We start from the raw sequence: 17,311 nt of genomic DNA, 5'->3' as shown, positions 1-17,311 counted from the left end.
TCGTGCTTGTCGTAATGATGATCGGGCTGGCCAACAAATCAGGGAAATCCTAACGGAAGAGGAGAACTGGAATGCATGGGCATGAATGTGCTTTCCGGTTCTTTTTACTGTGGCGCTTGACGGTATTTTTTTTGTGCCTAAGGTACATTAAAGTGCGTACTTCAACTATTCCGCTATCCTTGTCATACTGATAGTAAATCTTATTTTGTATGTACAATATTTCAATAACAAAGGAGAAGGAATAATGGCAAAGTCTACCTGGGTTATCGACGCGCCGCACAGCAGTCTGGATTTCTCGATTCGTCACTTGATGGTAAGCAATGTGAAAGGCGCCTTTCATAATTTCTCGGCCAAGGTGGTCGCTGATCCAGAGGATTTGACAACGGCAGAAATCGAATTTGTTATTGATCTTGAAAGTGTGGATACCCGCAATAAAGACCGTGACGAGCATTTGCGCAACGCCGATTTCTTCGATGTTGAGCAATACCCGCAGATGCTGTTCAGGGCAACAAGCATCACAAGAGTCAAGGGCAATGAGTACGACGTGACGGGCGATGTCACCCTGCATGGCATTACCCGCTCCGAAACCTTCTCGGTTACCTTCGAAGGCATGGAGAAGGATCCGTGGGGAAATGTCAAATCAGGCTTCAGCGGCAAAGGGGTGCTGAACCGCAGCGATTATGGATTAACCTATAATGCCATTCTTGAGACAGGCGGCATCATGGTCGGAGACCAGGTGAAGATTTTCATTGAGATTGAGGCGGCACAGCAGGCGTAATTTATTTTATCGTATAACATAAGCGGGCAATGCAGCCATCATATAATTCCAGACGAAGCCACGGATCTATTATCCGCGGCTTTTTGGTTTTGGGTCAATCAGCTCTTTCCGCTTACAATCATTTTGCCTCGAATTCATGAACAGCCTCTATTCATATTTGATTTTTGCTGATAATATATCATTTCTAAACCTGTACTTTACTATATCTTGCGGGGGGTTGGACACCAGTGACATCAGAGCCTGCCTTGACTGTTCTTATTGTCGATGACGAGCTGCCGCTGCGGGAGGAATTGCGGTTATTTCCATGGCAGGATTATGGAGCAGAGCTGATCGGCGAAGCCGAAAATGGCGCGGAAGCGCTGCAGATGTGCGGCGGGATGCAGCCGGATGTAGTGATTACGGATATCACGATGCCGGTCATGGACGGTCTGGAGCTGTGCCGGAGCATACGCAGCCAATATCCGCTCACACAGATTGTACTGCTGACCTGCCACAGTGAATTTGAGTATGCCAGAGAAGCGCTCAAGCTGGGGGCGCTTGATTATCTGATCAAGGTGGCTCTGGAGGATGAGGAAATGCGTGAGGTGCTCGATAAGGCGCGGGAGGCGATCCGCCGCGAACGGGTAAACCGCCGCAGCGAGCGGTACGGCAAACGGATCGAGCTCTCCAGGCTGCTGGCCAAGCTGGTGAAGGAAGGCGGCAGCGGGGAGAATCTGGTTCAGCGGCTTGCAGCTGTTCCGGCGGCATCTGAAAGCGCTTCCGGACCGGATGGTTCTTCTCTTTCAGCAGCGAGGCTGCATGCCGTATGCAAGCCGGAATACCGTTACGAGGTTGCCGTCGCCTTGAATGAGACGCTGGATGACCAACGGCTAATAACGGCGCTGCCATTCGATTGGACTCCGCTTGGAGAAACGGACTATATGCTCTGGTTCAGAGCTGCCGATAATAGCGAAGCGGCCCAGGCTCAGATCAAGCCGGCAGCCGGGAAGCTGATGACGGCACTGCAGCAGGGGCTGGACCGGAAGCTGCCCTATCTTAGCGGGGAAGTCAAGCTCTTCACCTTGCTTGGAGGCTCTGCTGCCGATAACACGGAGCTTCTTGCCGCGCTAAAGCGAACGGAGCCTGGTCCATCGCTTGCTTATTTTCATAATTCAGGCGAAGTGCTGGCAGACCCGTCAGCAGCTGCCGGTTCTTCGGCAATGGTTGAGAACGGGGCAGGTGAGCCGCGGAAACGCCGCAAAGAGGTGCTGATGGCCATGGAGCTTATAGCCCGGGATCTTGCAGAGCCGCTAACCTTGACTTCCGTGGCAGCGGAGGTGGGCCTTAGTTCCTTTTATCTGAGCCGCTTGTTCAAGGAAGAAACCGGCGAGGCCTTTAACGATTATTTGACCCGCCTGCGGATTGATCAGGCGATCCGTCTGCTGAAGACAACCACGCTTAAGGTCTATGAGGTGGCCGAGCGTGTCGGTATCCCCAGCTACCGTTATTTCTCCGTCGTCTTTCGGGGGATAACGGGCGTCTCTCCCACCGAATTCAAGAAAGGATGATGCGAATTGCCGAGATGGACGCTGAATGTCAGCAGCTGGAGTATCGCCTTGAAGCATTTTCTGTTTCTGTTCATCGGCACTCTGCTGCTTTTTGGCCTGCTCGCCTGGCTGAACCTGAAGGACGCCGAGCAGCTGTTCCGCAAACAGGTGGTCAGCGACTCAGAAATTATTATCGACCGCACCAATCTGTATTTGAACGCTTACCTCGACAATGTGCAGAGCATCCTGCTGATGCTCCGCGAACGCCCCGACCTCCTGGACGAGGATAAAGAAGGGGAAGCGATTGAGCTGCTGCGCCAGTATGCCGGCCAGAACAGCACCTTGTACCGGACGCTGTACCTGGTGCGCGAGGATGGAAGGGTGGTATCCAATACGCAGGTGAACTTCGAAATCATGGGCAACCCCATTCTGGGCAGCCTGCTGGAGCAGGCCAGAAGCAGCTATGGCGTGTTCATTACGGAGCCCTACGATTCGCCTCTTTCCGGCCGGACCGTCGCTTTCGTGCTTCCCATTGCCGGCGGGGACCGCAGCTTTAAAGGGATGGCGGTTGTGGAGGTCGATTTGAACAAGCTGACGGGGCTGCTGGCTACCTTCATGAATACGAAGAATCAGACCTTTGCCATTATTACCAGCAAGGGCAATGCCGTGCAATCCTTTGATGCCAGCCTGCCGCTCAGCTTCTACCGTCTGCTGCCTTACCACACGAACGTATTCCCGCCCAGCCTGGACAGCGGTTTTTTAAGCGAAATGGCCAACCTCAAGGTGGGCGTATCGCAGCTTAACGGGCCAACCGGCAAGCTGGTGGCGGTCAAGGCCGGAGTGAACCGGCTGGGCTGGCATTTCATCGCTTTCTATGAGAACAGCTATTTCTATCAAAATATTACGATGCTGTACCGCAATTACGGCAATGTCGCCGTGATCTGGTTTGTGCTGCTGCTGTTTGGCTCCTACCTGATGAGCCGTTATTTTGCTTATCCGATCCGCACGCTTGCAGCCAAAATGAACCGTGTGCGTGAAGTGGAAATTCTCTCGGCGATCACCGTCAACCGCAGCGACGAGATCGGCATGCTGGCCAAAAGCTATAACGCCATGATGGAGCGCATCCAGCATCTGGTTCATGAAATCAAGGAAGCGGAATCCCACAAGCTGCAGCTGGAGCTAAAGATGCTGCAAAGCCAGATCGCACCTCATTTCCTGTACAATACGCTGGCCTGCATCAGCAGTCTTGCCAAGCAGCAGAAGACCGACGCCGTCCGCGAGACGATCAAATCTTTGGTCGGTTTGTTGTCGTTCAGCTTCGATAAACAAAGCGAGTTCGTCACTCTGAAGGAGGAGCTGGACGGGCTGATGATGTATGTCCATATCCAGCAGGTAAGGTACGGCGATAAATTCTCGCTTGAGCTGGATACGGATCCGGCCGCGCTCCGCTGCACGGTGCTGAAGCTGACGCTGCAGCCGCTTGTGGAGAATGCGATTTTTCACGGAATCGCGCCGCAGAGGCGCAAAGGAAGGATAACCATCCGCACGAAGCTGGTTCGCGGCAAGCTTGTTTTCATCATCCGGGACGATGGCGTGGGCATGGACAAGCATCAGCTTGAAACGATTTTCTCCGAGAGGCGCACGCCCCCGAGCAAGGACCGTTTTACGGGTATCGGCATTATGAATGTGCATGAAAGAATCCGTTTGCACTACGGGCAGCCATACGGACTCAGGGTGTTCAGTCTGCCGATGAAGGGCATGCTGGTCCGCGTGGAGCTGCCTGCGGTCAAACCCGATGAATTTCCGCCTGATTCGTAAGCGGTTGCAAGAATTGGAACAGTTTCGCATAATCACTGCATAGAACGGCTAATCCGGGCTTGCTATACTGAAATCACGCAAAATGTAAGCGCAAACATCTTACAGTGAGGTGATTTCATGGATAAGTGGGCCACGGCTGCGGTGACGGCTCCCAAGAAGCCCAGGCCACAGATGAAACAGCTGGGAAAAAGGGTATGGGCATACCGTGCATTCTATCTGATGCTGCTGCCCGGAATTCTGTATTACATTTTGTTCCGTTACCTGCCGATGTACGGGGTTATTATTGCCTTCAAGGATTACAGCATCCTGGACGGCATGCTTCACAGCAAATGGGCGGATCCCTGGTACAAATATTTCGAGCAGTTTTTTCATTCGCCTTATTTCTCGCAGCTGCTCGTCAATACGTTTCTCATCAGCTTCTACAAGCTGATATTCGGCATTGTGCCGCCGATCCTGATGGCGCTGCTGCTGAACGAATGCCGGCATAAGTGGTTCAAGTCGATCGTGCAGACACTGACGTATATGCCGCATTTTCTCTCATGGGTCATTATCTACGGGATTTTGCTGGCCCTGCTGTCGCAAAGCTCAGGCCTGTTCAACCGCTGGCTGGAGGATCTGGGCTTCAGCTCCATCCCTTTTCTGACCTCGCCTGATCATTTTCGGGCGATCCTGGTAGGCTCGGAAATCTGGAAGGACCTCGGCTGGGGGGCGATCATCTATCTGGCCGCAATGACGGGGATTGATCCTACGCTGTATGAAGCGGCGAGAGTGGACGGGTCTGGCAGATTCCGGATGATCTGGCATATTACACTGCCGGGTATCCGCAATGTCATTGTGCTGTTGTTTATTTTGAAGCTGGGTCAGATCATGGATGCGGGCTTCGATCAGATCTATATTTTATACAATATTCAGGTGTATGCGGTCGCGGATATTCTTGATACCTGGGTGTTCCGGACGGGTCTGCAGCAGCTGAACTTCAGTCTCGGAGCCGCAGTAGGACTATTCAAATCGTTGATCGGCCTTGTGCTTGTGCTCGGCTCCAATCAGCTGGCCAAGAAATGGGGTGAGGGCATATGGTAAAAAGCCTGGAGGACCGCATCGTTAACTTCATCGTCTATGTGTTTCTCGGAATTGCCGCGCTTGCGGCCATTCTTCCGCTCATGTACGTCGTAACCGTATCCATCACGCCGATCTCGGAGGTGCTGAAGAACGGCGGCTTCATTCTTATCCCCAAACGCATTACGTTCTCGGCTTACGGCCAGCTGTTTACCCAGACCGGCATTCCGAGGGCGCTTGCGGTGACGGCATTCATTACAATCGTCGGGACCCTGGTCAACCTGATTCTGACAGCCTTGATGGCCTATCCGCTCAGCCGCAAGCTGATGCCGGGGCGAAGCCTGTTCCTAATGCTGATCCTGTTCACTATGCTGTTCAGCGGAGGACTGATCCCGACTTATCTCGTGGTGAAATCGCTGGGGCTGCTGGATTCTGTATGGTCGATGATTCTTCCGAACGCGGTATGGAGCTTCAATGTGCTGATCATGAAAAGCTTCTACGAAGGCATGCCTGAGGAGCTGTTCGAATCAGCGCGGATTGACGGCGCGAAGGAGCTGCGGATTCTGCTGCAGATCGTCATCCCGCTGTCCGTTCCTTCAATGCTGACCATTGGCCTGTTTTATATGGTTGGGCACTGGAATGAATTTTTTCAAGCGATTATGTATGTGACGGACCGCACGCTGTTCCCGCTGCAGGTCATCATTCGTGAAATTCTGATGATGACGCAGCAGCCTCTGGAAAATGTCGATAATGTCCTGCCGACCGAGACCATGCAGATGGCCTCCGTTATTACAGCGAGTTTGCCTATTATTATCGTTTATCCATTCATCCAGAAGCATTTCACCAAAGGCATGCTGCTTGGCTCCGTGAAGGGCTAAATCACCGATGCCGGTTATGAAGATGAAAAATACGAGAGGGGTTGGCTCACATGGTCAAAAGGAACAGGATTCTCGGCCTGGTTATGGCAGCCGTACTGTCGGGTACGCTGCTCGCCGGCTGCGGAAGCAAGGATGAAACGACGACAGCGGGAGGTCAGCCAAATGCTGCAGCGCCTGCTGCGGAAGCTCCCGGCAAAGCGGTGAAGATTGATATTATCGAGCCGGGGAACGGCCTGCCTTCGCCGGATCAGGATATCATCAAGCAGGAGCTGGACAGCAAGCTTGGAACGGACCTGAATCTGACGGTCTATGCGTCTGGAGATGATTACAAGAATCAGCTGAATGTTCGTATGGCGTCGGCGAATTTTCCCGATTTGTTCACGGTCGACCGCCTGCAGCTGAAGCAGTTCTCCGAACAGGGGCTGCTGCTGGATCTGTCGGATTATCTCGACAAGCTGAAGCCGACAATTGATTTCATCGGCGAGGACAGCTTGAAGAAGGGCATGTTCAATGACCGCGTCTATGCGATTGCCAAATCGCCGCAAATTCCTTACAACACCTATTGGGTAAGGAAGGACTGGCTGGATAAGCTGGGTCTGCAGCCGCCTAAAACGCTGGATGATCTGTACACTGTCGCGAAGGCTTTCACGGATCAGGACCCTGACGGCAATGGCAAGAAGGACACATTTGGCATGACCGGAGCCAAATTAGGCACTTTCAGTTCTGTCTTTGGTGCCCATGGCATCGGCTTCGATGGCGGTCCCACCATGTATATCCGCGACAATAAGCTCGTGAATTCGCTCCATGATCCCGGCATGAAGGATGCATTGACCTTTATCAGGAAGCTTGTCGAAGCAGGAGCGGTCGATCCGGAGCTGATGGCCAATTCCGGGCTGCAGCATCAGGAGAAGGCGATCAAGGGTCAGGCCGGCATCATCTATATCGACTGGCCGAATATGACGAAGGACCAGTTCACCGAACAGATCAAGGCGGTGAATCCGGATGCCGAGTGGATTCAGATCGAGGCGCCGGAAGGCCCCGGGGGCAAATTCGCCAGCGCATGGGATGTGGGGATGACACCGGCGCTGTATGCGATTCCGAAGGCGCTGGAGAAAAATCCCGAAAAGCTGGACAAAGTGATCGAGCTGCTCAATTATGTGTCCACTGACGGCTCCAATCTGGTTCAATACGGCGTGGAAGGCAAGCATTACAATATCGAGGGCGATACCGTCGTTCCTACGGAGCTGCTGGGCAAGGAAGGCGCCTATTTCTGGCTCTATCAATTTACGGGACGACCGGAGAAGGACTATCTGTCGGTGAAGTTCGCGCCGCAAAAGGCATTCGTCGATTTTGCAGCCAATCAGCCGCATATTGAAACCTATGGCGGATTTATCGATTTCCCGGATAATTATAACGCCGCCGACGCAACGCGCTATATCGAGGAGGAGCTGACCAAGTTTGTTTATGGCAAACGGCCGATTGAGGAATACGATGCTTTTTTGAATACCTTGGATACGTCCATGAATTACAAGATGTATATCGATTCGGCACAGGAACAGCTGGAGAAGCTTGGATTTCTGAAATAAAAGAAGCTGTGCGGATGCCGGCTATTTCGGTAGCCGGCAAGATGTACACCGGATGATGTGCAAGTGAAGACGTACTTTGGATTATTAAAGTGTGGAGGATCTGACAATGAGTAATCATCAGCTCAATATTGAGGAATTGGCCAGACAGTTTCACGAGGAAGGTTATCTGCTGATCAAAGGGGTGCTGTCTGCGGATAAGGTGGCGAGGCTGAATCAGGCGGTTGACGGGATTCTGGCAGAAGAACCGGAGTCGCTGTCCTATAATATTTACAACAGTGTGGAGCGCCATGAGGAGATTGCTTCGCTGATTGATGAACCCGCCGTGCTGCCGCTTATCGTCCGGCTGCTCCGCCACAATATCCAGCTGCATATCTCGCATCTGACCGTGCGCAAGCCGAATCCGGACGACATCAAGACCAGCACGAGCAGCTTTATCAACTGGCATCAGGACGGGCCGCATCCGCAGTTTCCCGAGATCAACGGCCTTGCGGCGACCTACTATATCAAAACCTGCTACATGCTGAGCGACATGTCAGAGCCCAACCGCGGCAACACCAAGATCATTCCCCGTTCCCATAATGTCGTCTACCGTCCGGATACGCAAAATGTGCGGGAGGAGCTGCCGGATGAGATGCAGGTATGCGGAGAGCCCGGCGACGTATTTATTTTTCCGCAAAATCTCTGGCATGCCGGGGCGCCCAACCAATCATCATTCACAAGGCGGCAGCTGTTTCTTGGTTACAGCCCCATCTGGATGAGGCCCATTGACTACAAAACCGCATCGGAACGGCTGCTGAAGGACGCGAGTCCCATCCGCAGGCAGCTGCTGGGCGAGATCAGCGACAATCCTTTCAAATACTATGTTCCGGACGATTCAATGGTCCCGTTGAAGCAGCTGGCATTTGGCGGTGATGTGGAAAACAGCGTGTATAAGCCGAAATAGGCAGTATCGGCGGTCAACGGCCTTCTGCCCACAATGCTCAGGGGAATTGACGTTATTCCATCGAACAGAGATTGCAAGGAACACGCTCTTCTTCATTGAAGGGCGTGTTTCTTTCGTTCCTTGAGATGGCTTCCCGCCGTTTATGTTTGGCTGTAAGCGTATTTTTCTGATAGGATAAAAGAGGAGAATAATAGCAATGGAAAGAAGGGATGATTCCATGAATTATGTAAAGCTTGGCAAAACAGGTCTTGATGTCTCCCGTATATGTCTTGGCTGTATGAGCTATGGCGTTCCGGAGCGTGGTCCGCATCCATGGTCGCTGAATGAGGAGGACAGCCGTCCTTTCATCAAGAAGGCGCTTGAGCTTGGCATCAACTTTTTTGATACAGCTAATGTATACTCCGATGGAACCAGCGAGGAAATTGTCGGACGGGCGCTCCGCGATTATGCCAATCGCGATGAGATCGTCATTGCTACCAAGGTTCACGGCCGTATGCACCCTGGTGCTAACGGTGCGGGATTGTCGCGCAAAGCGATCCTGAGCGAGATCGACAACAGCTTGAAGCGGCTCGGAACAGACTATGTTGATCTGTACCAGATTCACCGCTGGGATGCCAATACCCCCATTGAAGAGACGATGGAGGCGCTGCATGATGTCGTGAAATCCGGCAAAGCCCGCTATATCGGCGCTTCTTCCATGTATGCGTGGCAGTTTCAGAAATCGCTGTTTGTTTCCGAGCGCAACGGCTGGACACGCTTTGTCAGCATGCAGAACTACCTGAACCTTCTGTACCGGGAGGAAGAGCGTGAGATGCTGCCATTGTGCGAGGCGGAAGGGATCGGCGTTATTCCATGGAGTCCGCTTGCACGGGGACGCCTGACGCGCGATTGGAATGAAACGAGCGAACGTTCGCAGACCGACGAATTCGGCAAAAAGCTCTTCTCCGAAACAGCCGACGCCGACCGCAAGGTCGCTCAGCGTGTTGCAGAGCTAGCCGAGAAACGTGGAGTCCCGCGGGCGCAGGTAGCGCTTGCCTGGGTACTGCAAAAGTCGCCTGTTACAGCTCCGATCGTAGGCGCTACCAAATCCCATCATTTGGATGATGCGGTTGCTGCCTTGTCCCTGCAGCTGACTGCCGAAGAAGTTTCGAGTCTGGAAGAGCCGTATTTGCCGCATCCGGTGTTGGGCGGCTTGAACTGAGGCCTTCCTGATTTTCTGACAGTTCCTGTCGCATATGCTTCAAATCCATATTGATTATAATTAAGCATTCCGGGTAAGAGCAGCCATTACTTCTGAGCCTGAAACAAACCGCCCGGCTACCATTAGCCTGGCGGTTTGTTTCAATTTTATAGAATGTAGATGTTTCTCGCCTATAATTTTCTATAAGGTTAGAAACATTCAAATTCCGCTTAACAAATTATATATGCGGATGCTTGGCTCTGTCCGCAAAGGACTGCACTCTGTGCATGAGTTTTTCGCGGGCCTCTTTGTTTCTCATTAAATAAACGATTCCCAGTCCGGCTGCAGTCATGAGTACTTTTTTCATGATCAATCCCTCCTCGCGAGAAAATGTCTTCATGAAATTATACCCCGATTGGGCTGATTGTACGCATGAGCGGAATTGACGAAAGATGGCATACCTTGATATCTTGCCCGAACAGGACCGGCTTCACAAGCTGCTGCTTTTCTAAAACTGAAAGGGGATGCACTATGCCTTATACGCATTATGGCGAAATCGGCGATGTTTGGAAGCATCTGCCCTTATGCTTTTTTCTGAAAGAGGAGCGCCCGAATCGTTACGTTGAATCCAATTCCGCATTTCCAAAGTATCTTCTGGACCGGACAGGCCGGAGAGCATATGGCATCTTTCATCTGCTTCATGAGCTTGAGCGGAACGACTATCCGTTTATCGGGCATTCCCCTTATATTGAGCTTGTGAATCTTATGCAGGGAGCCCAAAATGGTATTTCCGCTTATCTGGGCTCACCAGGCCTTGCCATGGAGCTGCTGAAGGACAGAGGCATGTATTTGTTTTGCGATATCGAGGAGGAGCCTTTGGCCGATATCAGAAAATATGCGGATGAACAAAATTTGCACAGCCTTGTTCAGACTCTATCGGGCGATTCCATTGATCTTCTCTGGTCTGAGGTGGAACAGATGGGCCATGAAACATTTCTCCACATCGACCCTTACCGGATTCTTGAAGAGAATGCCAATGGGAGGTGTTATGCCGATTTGTTCGTGAAAGCCGCAGGGCGCGGCGTCAGAACGATGCTGTGGTACGGTTATGAAACATTGGAGCAGCAGAAGGAGCTGCATAACCGGCTTAAAGCCTTGTTGAAGGATATGGATGCTAATTTATCCGGTATTGATTTCTTTATTGAAAGTATAGGCAGCACCTCTACAGAGGTTAATCCCGGAGTGCCGGGCTGCGGTATTCTGGTTGCAAATTTATCTGCTGCTTCCCTTCAGCAGTTCGACCGGTATGCCGATGAGCTGGAGCGGGTTTACCGGAATGCAAGCTTCATGAACAAGCCTGAGAAACTGATCAGGTTGAGGGTCTCATTATGACCAAATTATGCGGAACCAGGATGCGGCTGCATATCATCCTTGATTCTGAGGGAGAAATTATGAAAGGCGAGGTGCGGCAGCAAATGAGGATTATTGTTGTTTCGGACACTCATATGCCAAGGATGAACAAGAAGCTGCCTGCGCGCCTGGTGCGTGAGCTTCGTACTGCGGACCATATTTTGCATGCTGGAGACTGGACACAGATATCCGTATATGAGGAACTGGCGGGCTATGCGCCTACCGACGGGGTTGCGGGCAATAATGACGGTCCGGAGATTATCGCAAGGTTTGGTTTGATCAAGCTGCTGACCATGGAAGGGTGCCGCATCGGCATCGTTCACGGGCATGGAGCAGGCAAACGAATCGATACGGAGGCATGCGCGCTCGGAAGCTTCCAGAAAGAGGATCTGGACGTGATCATATACGGACACTCCCATATTCCCGTATTGAAACGGAATAAAGAGGCGCTGATTATGAATCCGGGATCGCCAACGGACAAGAGAAGACAGTCCTTGTATTCCTTCGGTGTGCTGGAGCTGAATAATGGGGCGGTGAAAGCCAAACATATCTTTTTTGACAAGAAATCGTAGCCGTATTCTCGCATTCCTATGATATAATAATGACATGATTATTCACTCATTTCGCCGAATGGAGCATAAGCATTGAAAAAGTTCAAAAAATTTTATATCGAGATTACGAGCGTTTGCAATCTGTCCTGCACCTTCTGTCCCCCGACAAAGCGGCAGGCGAATTTCATTAAGATAGATGCCTTTACGAAAATTCTCGATGAGATCAAGCCCCATACGGAGCATATTTATTTTCACGTCAAGGGGGAGCCGATGCTCCATCCCAAGCTGGATCAACTGCTGGATCTCAGCCATGAGCGGGGCTTCAAGGTGAATTTGACCTCCAACGGCACTCTTCTTCATAAAGCGGGTCCCAAGATTATGGGAAAGCCGGCGCTCAGGCAAATCAACTTCTCCCTGCACAGCTTTGACGGCCATGAAGGCTCAACCGATAAGCAAGGTTACATCAAGAGTGTGCTGGCTTATGCCAAGGAAGCGGTAGCGGCCTCGAATATTCTGATTTCATTCCGGCTGTGGAATCTGACGCAGGATAATGCCACCAATCTGGAGCGCAACCGCAATCGGGAAATTCTGGAGATCATCGAAGAGGAATTCCGGCTTGATTATAAGATTGAGGATAAATTTGTCCGCGGCAGCGGAATCAAAATAGCCGACAGGATCTACCTGAATCAGGAGCATGAATTCGTATGGCCTGATTACAAGGAGCAGGAGGACGAAGGCAAGGGCTTCTGCCACGGACTGCGGAATCAGGCCGGCATACTGGTCGACGGAACCGTGATTCCCTGCTGTCTTGATGGCGAAGGCGCAATCAATCTGGGAAACATCAACCGCACTCCTTTCTCCGAGATTATTGAGGGCGAGCGGGCCAATAAGCTGTACGACGGCTTCTCGCGAAGAGAAGTTGTCGAGGAATTATGCAGGAAATGCGATTATCGCAAGCGGTTCAGCATGTAAAAGCAAGCAAAAGACGAAAATTTGCGCAATCTGCGGGAGCGGCGGCGGCTTGGAGCCCGAACCAATGAAAAATTTGTCAGCAAAGTGCCGCGGAAACGCGGCCCTTTTCAATTTACCATAATATAATATTCCATCAGAATGACTTTGAAGAACTTCAGCCGGGCAATCGTAAAAAATGAAGGAATGAATTAAGGGCTGTCCGTCCCATACTAACAGCAGGAGGCCGCGGCATGTATGGCCCAGCCGGAAGCGAACAGGCGGTGAGGAAAATGATGATGTTGGATGAAGCTCCAAAATGGCATATTTATTTGGTTGCGGGGGTTGCATCGACACCGACTATTTTTGATGAATGCAAACGGGAGCTGAAGCACCGTTTCCACGAAGCAGGGCGGGATCCGGTGATTCGCGAGCTGCTGCCTTATGGCGATCATACGCAGAGCATGGTTCGCCAAATTATTCAGGTTGGCGTGGACCTGACGCGTTTTTGGATTTCGCATCGTCCTGGAGGCAGGGCGGTGGCGGCGCAGGTCCGTGAACTCTCGGCAGGTCATCCTGTACTGTTTATCGGCCACAGCGGAGGAGGCGTCGCAGCTTATCGGGCTGCCCTGCTGTTAAACAGAGAGGGGATCCTTCCGGATTGCCGGATCATTCAGGTTGGTTCGCCCAAGACGCCGATCCGGAGGGATTTGCGTGAAAAGGTAAGCTATTTTCAGGCGGTCGATGAGGACGGAATATTGAAGGATCCCATCACCAGATTGGGGAGCTGGGGCGGCTGGAGCCGGAATAAACTCGGCGTGCCGTTTTGGAACAGGCTCAAGCATGCACCCGGCCACTTGGGGACGATTACGGTACTCGGCGGGCATCCGCATTATTTCCGCAGCAAGGAGCCGTATCTGCATCCGCAAAGAGGCTCCAACCTGTCCTTGACGCTTGACCGTATCTGGGAAAGGGTCGCGATGGAAGCCGTTGAACTGAACACGTAAAACAACCGTGCCATCCCGACTGGCTCATGGCCTGCATAATTACATGCTCAAATAACTAATAAAAGTGCCGCCTGCCGCACCGGCGGCGGCAACGATCCATGGGGGCAGCTTCCAGAAAGACAGCATAATAAACAATACCGCGGCCAGGACAAAATCGACGGGCGTCAAAATGGCAGTGGTCCACAACGGATCATAAAGCGCGGCGAGGAGAAGACCTACAACAGCCGCGTTGACGCCGGTTAACGCGCCTTGAACGGCCGGCTTTTGGCGGAGCATGCTCCAATATGGCAGCGCTCCGACAATAAGCAAATAAGCGGGCAGGAAGATGGCGACGGTGGCTATGACAGCTCCGGATATGCCTTTGGCCATAGCCCCTAAATATCCGGCAAAGGTGAACAGTGGACCGGGAACCGCCTGGGCTGCGCCGTAACCAGCCATGAAGCTTTCCCTGCTGACCCAGCCCGCCGGCACCACTTCCTTCTCCAGCAGCGGGAGTACGACATGGCCCCCGCCGAATACAAGAGCTCCTGCCCGGTAAAAGCTGTCAAACAGCGGCAGCATGCCATTGATTCCAAGCTGGCGCAGGAAGGGCAGCGCAACCAGAAGAACGGGGAATAACAGCAAACACAGGTTGCCGATGCTGCGGCTTACCGGTACAGCCATCGGGGGAATAGCCTGGACATCGCTATTGCGGTACATCACAACGCCGAGCAAGCCAGCGGCAATGATAACCGCCACTTGGCTGAATGCCGTCTGCCACAGCAATGTGACCGCCGCTGCGGCGATCGCCAGGGTAATGCGGTTCCGATCGGGGGCAAGCTTCTGACCCATGCCGAAGATGGCCAGGGCCACAACGGCGACAGCGACGATTTCCAGCCCGTGCAGCCACCCGGCGCCGCTGATATCCATGCCTTTCAGCAGAAAAGCGAACAGCACAAGGGCAATAACAGAGGGCAGTGTAAAACCGATCCAGGATACGATACCCCCGATCAGTCCTCCCCGGATGATCCCGATTCCCATTCCTACCTGACTGCTTGCCGGTCCCGGAAGGAATTGGCACAAAGCCACCAGATCCCCGTAACTGCGTTCATCCATCCATTTACGCCTGCGTACGTATTCTTCATGAAAATAGCCAAGATGAGCGACAGGTCCCCCGAAGGAAGTCAGGCCAAGTCTGGTGGAAACCTGCAATAACTCAATAAGCACCTTTATTTTGCTCTTATTCGGGGAATTCTCTTCAACCGTTGCCATATGTATGTTTCTTCCTCCTCCTGCTTTCCTAACAAGTATACAACCCAATTGTAATGATGGTTTAAAATCACGGGAAAATTTCTGCAGATTTGAACAGGACAACTGCTGCGAGTGAAACCGAAGCGAAAAAAACGAATGGAACGGAATGATTAAAGGCGCCTGCCAAGGCGTCTTTTTGTTCATTCATCAACAGCTATTAAAAGACAATTTAAAGATTTGTCTTAAATGAGGGGGCTTCATTATAATAAGCCTAACAACCATTGGAGAGGAGCTATCAAATCCATGAGAACAGTAGTTGAATTAGAATCCAGACTGGCTGAGCCATCCGAGAGCCTTGTGCGCGACCTGGCATCGGTTGACGGGGACATTATGATTCTGGGTGCAGGCGGCAAGATGGGACCCAGCCTTGCAAGACTGGCAATGAATGCAATCCGGGATGGAGGACTCGCGAAGCGGGTAATCGCCGTTTCCCGTTTCTCTGACGAGGCAGCAAGAGCCGAGCTGGAAGAAGCGGGAGTAGAGACAACTGCTTGCGATTTGCTCCAGGATGGCGAGCTTGGCAAGCTCCCGGATGCGGCGAATATCATCTATATGGCCGGCAATAAATTCGGCACAAAAGGCAGAGAATATTTCACATGGGCGATGAATGCCTATTTGCCGGGCAGAGTAGCGGACAAATATAAAGATTCCCGTATCGTCGTGTTTTCCTCCGGGAATGTGTATCCATTTTCTCCTGTCGGGAACGGCGGCGTCGATGAGTCCGTTCCTCCGGGACCGATTGGCGAGTATGCGCAATCTTGTCTTGGCAGGGAGCGCGTATTCGAATACTTCTCTCAATTGAACGGCACTCCGATGCTTATCTATCGGCTGAACTATGCGATTGATATGCGTTATGGCGTTCTGCTTGAGCTGGCCAAGTCTATTCAAGCGGGAAAACCGATCGACCTCACGATGGGCTATGCCAATGTCATCTGGCAGGGAGATGCGAACGCGATGGCTCTGCGCTCCCTGACCAAATGCTCAAATCCTCCTTCGATTCTGAATATTACCGGTCCGGAGACCATGTCCATCCGCTGGGCGGCACAAGAGCTTGCAGGCCGTCTCGGCAGCGAGGCCGTGTTTGCCGGCGCCGAGGCGGATACCGCTCTTCTCAGCAATGCATCCAGGTCCCATCAGCATTTCGGATATCCGCGGGTATCCCTGCTGCAGCTGATCGATTGGACGGCTGAATGGATTCAGGCCGGCGGGCAGACCTGGAACAAGCCGACTCACTTTCAGGAAAGAAGGGGAGACTTCTAATGACAGGTTCAGGGAGAGCACTGACTCCGGAGCTGCTTAAGGCGGTTCATGAGGGGATGGTTATACCGGCGCATCCACTCGCACTGGACGAGAACCGGAAGCTTGACGAGCGGCGGCAGCGGGCACTGACCCGGTATTATATGGCGTCGGGCTCCGGCGGCATTGCCGTGGGAGTTCACTCGACGCAGTTCGAGATCCGCGACAAGGCGTTTAATCTGTATGAGCCGGTCCTGAGGCTGGCGGCCGAGGAGGTTGATCGGGCCGGAATCAGCCGGCCCTTCATCAAGATAGCCGGCTTATGCGGACCGGCCGGGCAGGCGCTGGAAGAAGCGGGAACCGCATTGAAGCATGGCTACGATGCGGGTCTTCTCAGCATGGGCGGACTTGAGGGCTGGAGTGAGCAGGAGATTCTGACGCGGACCAGACAAGTGGCGGAGGTCATCCCGGTCATCGGCTTCTACTTGCAGCCGTCTGTGGGCGGCAAGGTGTTCAGCTTCGGTTTCTGGCGCGAATTTGCCGAGATTCCGAATGTCATTGCCATCAAGATGGCTCCCTTCAACCGTTATCAGACCATTGATGTCGTCAGGGCGGTCTGCTATTCGAGCCGCCGGGATGATATCGCCCTGTATACGGGGAATGATGACAATATCATTATTGATTTGCTCACCCGCTATCAGTTCATGGTGAACGGGAAGCCGGTGGAGAAGCAGATTGTCGGCGGGCTGCTGGGCCATTGGTCGGTCTGGACGCGGGAAGCGGTGAAGCTGCTGGAGGAAATCAAAAAGGTGCGCAGGCTGCCGGAAATTCCCCGGGATTGGCTGACACGGCATGTTCAGGTGACGGATTCCAATGCGGCATTCTTTGATTCCGCTAACCAATTTGCCGGATGCATTCCGGGCATTCATGAGGTGCTGCGCAGACAGGGACTGCTTCAAGGCACTTGGTGTCTCAATCCTCATGAGTTTCTCTCTCCGGGACAAGCGGAAGAAATCGACCGGATCTATCGGGACTATCCGCATTTAAATGATGATGAATTTGTCAAAGAAAACCTGGGCAGCTGGCTCTCCCAAGCGTAACAAT

General features: G+C 52.5%; 16 protein-coding genes. 14 read left to right on the top strand and 2 right to left on the bottom strand.

All coding sequences use genetic code 11. The annotated features are described in order from the left end of the window. Positions 1 to 244 precede the first annotated feature (244 nt). The 8 genes from AC0YOA_RS25905 (at position 245) to AC0YOA_RS25870 (ending at position 9,786) form a co-directional block, all read left to right on the top strand. Positions 245 to 778 carry a YceI family protein gene (locus AC0YOA_RS25905; protein ID WP_210039874.1) on the top strand — a complete coding sequence of 178 codons (534 nt, stop codon included), beginning with the start codon at positions 245 to 247 and terminating at the stop codon, positions 776 to 778. A gap of 227 nt (positions 779 to 1,005) precedes the next feature. Beyond that, positions 1,006 to 2,325, top strand: coding sequence for a response regulator transcription factor (locus tag AC0YOA_RS25900; RefSeq protein WP_475789080.1), 1,320 nt, complete (start codon positions 1,006 to 1,008; stop codon positions 2,323 to 2,325). A 6-nt stretch (positions 2,326 to 2,331) separates the two neighbouring features. Further along, positions 2,332 to 4,122, top strand: a complete 1,791-nt coding sequence (locus AC0YOA_RS25895) for a sensor histidine kinase (RefSeq protein WP_475789079.1) — start codon at positions 2,332 to 2,334, stop codon at positions 4,120 to 4,122. A gap of 171 nt (positions 4,123 to 4,293) precedes the next feature. Then, on the top strand, positions 4,294 to 5,202 hold the full coding sequence (locus AC0YOA_RS25890) for an ABC transporter permease (RefSeq protein ID WP_379113359.1): 909 nt from the start codon (positions 4,294 to 4,296) through the stop codon (positions 5,200 to 5,202). Continuing rightward, entirely contained in the window at positions 5,196 to 6,056 is an 861-nt protein-coding gene (locus tag AC0YOA_RS25885) for a carbohydrate ABC transporter permease (protein WP_475789078.1), read from the top strand. Before AC0YOA_RS25890 ends, AC0YOA_RS25885 begins: the two co-directional genes overlap by 7 nt. A gap of 50 nt (positions 6,057 to 6,106) precedes the next feature. After that, positions 6,107 to 7,642 (top strand): extracellular solute-binding protein, encoded by a 1,536-nt coding sequence (locus AC0YOA_RS25880; RefSeq protein WP_475789077.1) that lies wholly within the window; start codon positions 6,107 to 6,109, stop codon positions 7,640 to 7,642. A gap of 106 nt (positions 7,643 to 7,748) precedes the next feature. Further along, positions 7,749 to 8,585 (top strand): phytanoyl-CoA dioxygenase family protein, encoded by an 837-nt coding sequence (locus AC0YOA_RS25875; RefSeq protein WP_475789076.1) that lies wholly within the window; start codon positions 7,749 to 7,751, stop codon positions 8,583 to 8,585. 217 nt (positions 8,586 to 8,802) lie between these two features. Next, positions 8,803 to 9,786: an aldo/keto reductase gene (locus AC0YOA_RS25870; RefSeq protein ID WP_475789187.1), complete on the top strand. Its 984-nt coding sequence runs from the start codon at positions 8,803 to 8,805 to the stop codon at positions 9,784 to 9,786. 217 nt (positions 9,787 to 10,003) lie between these two features. On the opposite strand, the gene AC0YOA_RS25865 is transcribed toward AC0YOA_RS25870, so the two are convergent. Beyond that, on the bottom strand, positions 10,004 to 10,132 hold the full coding sequence (locus AC0YOA_RS25865) for a hypothetical protein (protein WP_379113321.1): 129 nt from the start codon (positions 10,130 to 10,132) through the stop codon (positions 10,004 to 10,006). A 164-nt stretch (positions 10,133 to 10,296) separates the two neighbouring features. Here AC0YOA_RS25865 and AC0YOA_RS25860 point away from each other — a divergent pair, with 164 nt between their 5' ends. From AC0YOA_RS25860 to AC0YOA_RS25845, 4 genes are all read left to right on the top strand, one after another. After that, on the top strand, positions 10,297 to 11,157 hold the full coding sequence (locus tag AC0YOA_RS25860; RefSeq protein ID WP_475789075.1) for a hypothetical protein: 861 nt from the start codon (positions 10,297 to 10,299) through the stop codon (positions 11,155 to 11,157). A gap of 83 nt (positions 11,158 to 11,240) precedes the next feature. Continuing rightward, the gene (locus AC0YOA_RS25855) at positions 11,241 to 11,747 is read left to right on the top strand and encodes a metallophosphoesterase family protein (protein WP_475789186.1); all 507 of its coding nucleotides are present in this window, start codon (positions 11,241 to 11,243) and stop codon (positions 11,745 to 11,747) included. A 72-nt stretch (positions 11,748 to 11,819) separates the two neighbouring features. After that, positions 11,820 to 12,698: a radical SAM/SPASM domain-containing protein gene (locus tag AC0YOA_RS25850; protein WP_475789074.1), complete on the top strand. Its 879-nt coding sequence runs from the start codon at positions 11,820 to 11,822 to the stop codon at positions 12,696 to 12,698. A 230-nt stretch (positions 12,699 to 12,928) separates the two neighbouring features. Next, the gene (locus tag AC0YOA_RS25845; RefSeq protein WP_210039884.1) at positions 12,929 to 13,681 is read left to right on the top strand and encodes a hypothetical protein; all 753 of its coding nucleotides are present in this window, start codon (positions 12,929 to 12,931) and stop codon (positions 13,679 to 13,681) included. 39 nt (positions 13,682 to 13,720) lie between these two features. Here the strand turns inward: AC0YOA_RS25845 and AC0YOA_RS25840 are convergent, their stop codons facing one another. Beyond that, positions 13,721 to 14,932: a chromate transporter gene (locus AC0YOA_RS25840; protein ID WP_475789073.1), complete on the bottom strand. Its 1,212-nt coding sequence runs from the start codon at positions 14,930 to 14,932 to the stop codon at positions 13,721 to 13,723. Between the two features lie 282 nt (positions 14,933 to 15,214). On the opposite strand from AC0YOA_RS25840, the gene AC0YOA_RS25835 reads away from it, so the two are divergent. Then, complete coding sequence (locus tag AC0YOA_RS25835) at positions 15,215 to 16,231, top strand: NAD-dependent epimerase/dehydratase family protein (RefSeq protein WP_475789072.1); 1,017 nt, start codon at positions 15,215 to 15,217, stop codon at positions 16,229 to 16,231. Then, positions 16,231 to 17,307: a dihydrodipicolinate synthase family protein gene (locus tag AC0YOA_RS25830; RefSeq protein ID WP_475789071.1), complete on the top strand. Its 1,077-nt coding sequence runs from the start codon at positions 16,231 to 16,233 to the stop codon at positions 17,305 to 17,307. The genes AC0YOA_RS25835 and AC0YOA_RS25830 overlap by 1 nt, the downstream gene beginning before the upstream one ends. Positions 17,308 to 17,311: the final 4 nt, after the last annotated feature.

This window comes from Paenibacillus sp. JT22N12 (genome assembly GCF_056269365.1).
Note: the sequence above shows the minus strand (reverse complement) of the source record. Positions and strands in the feature narration are given on the sequence as shown.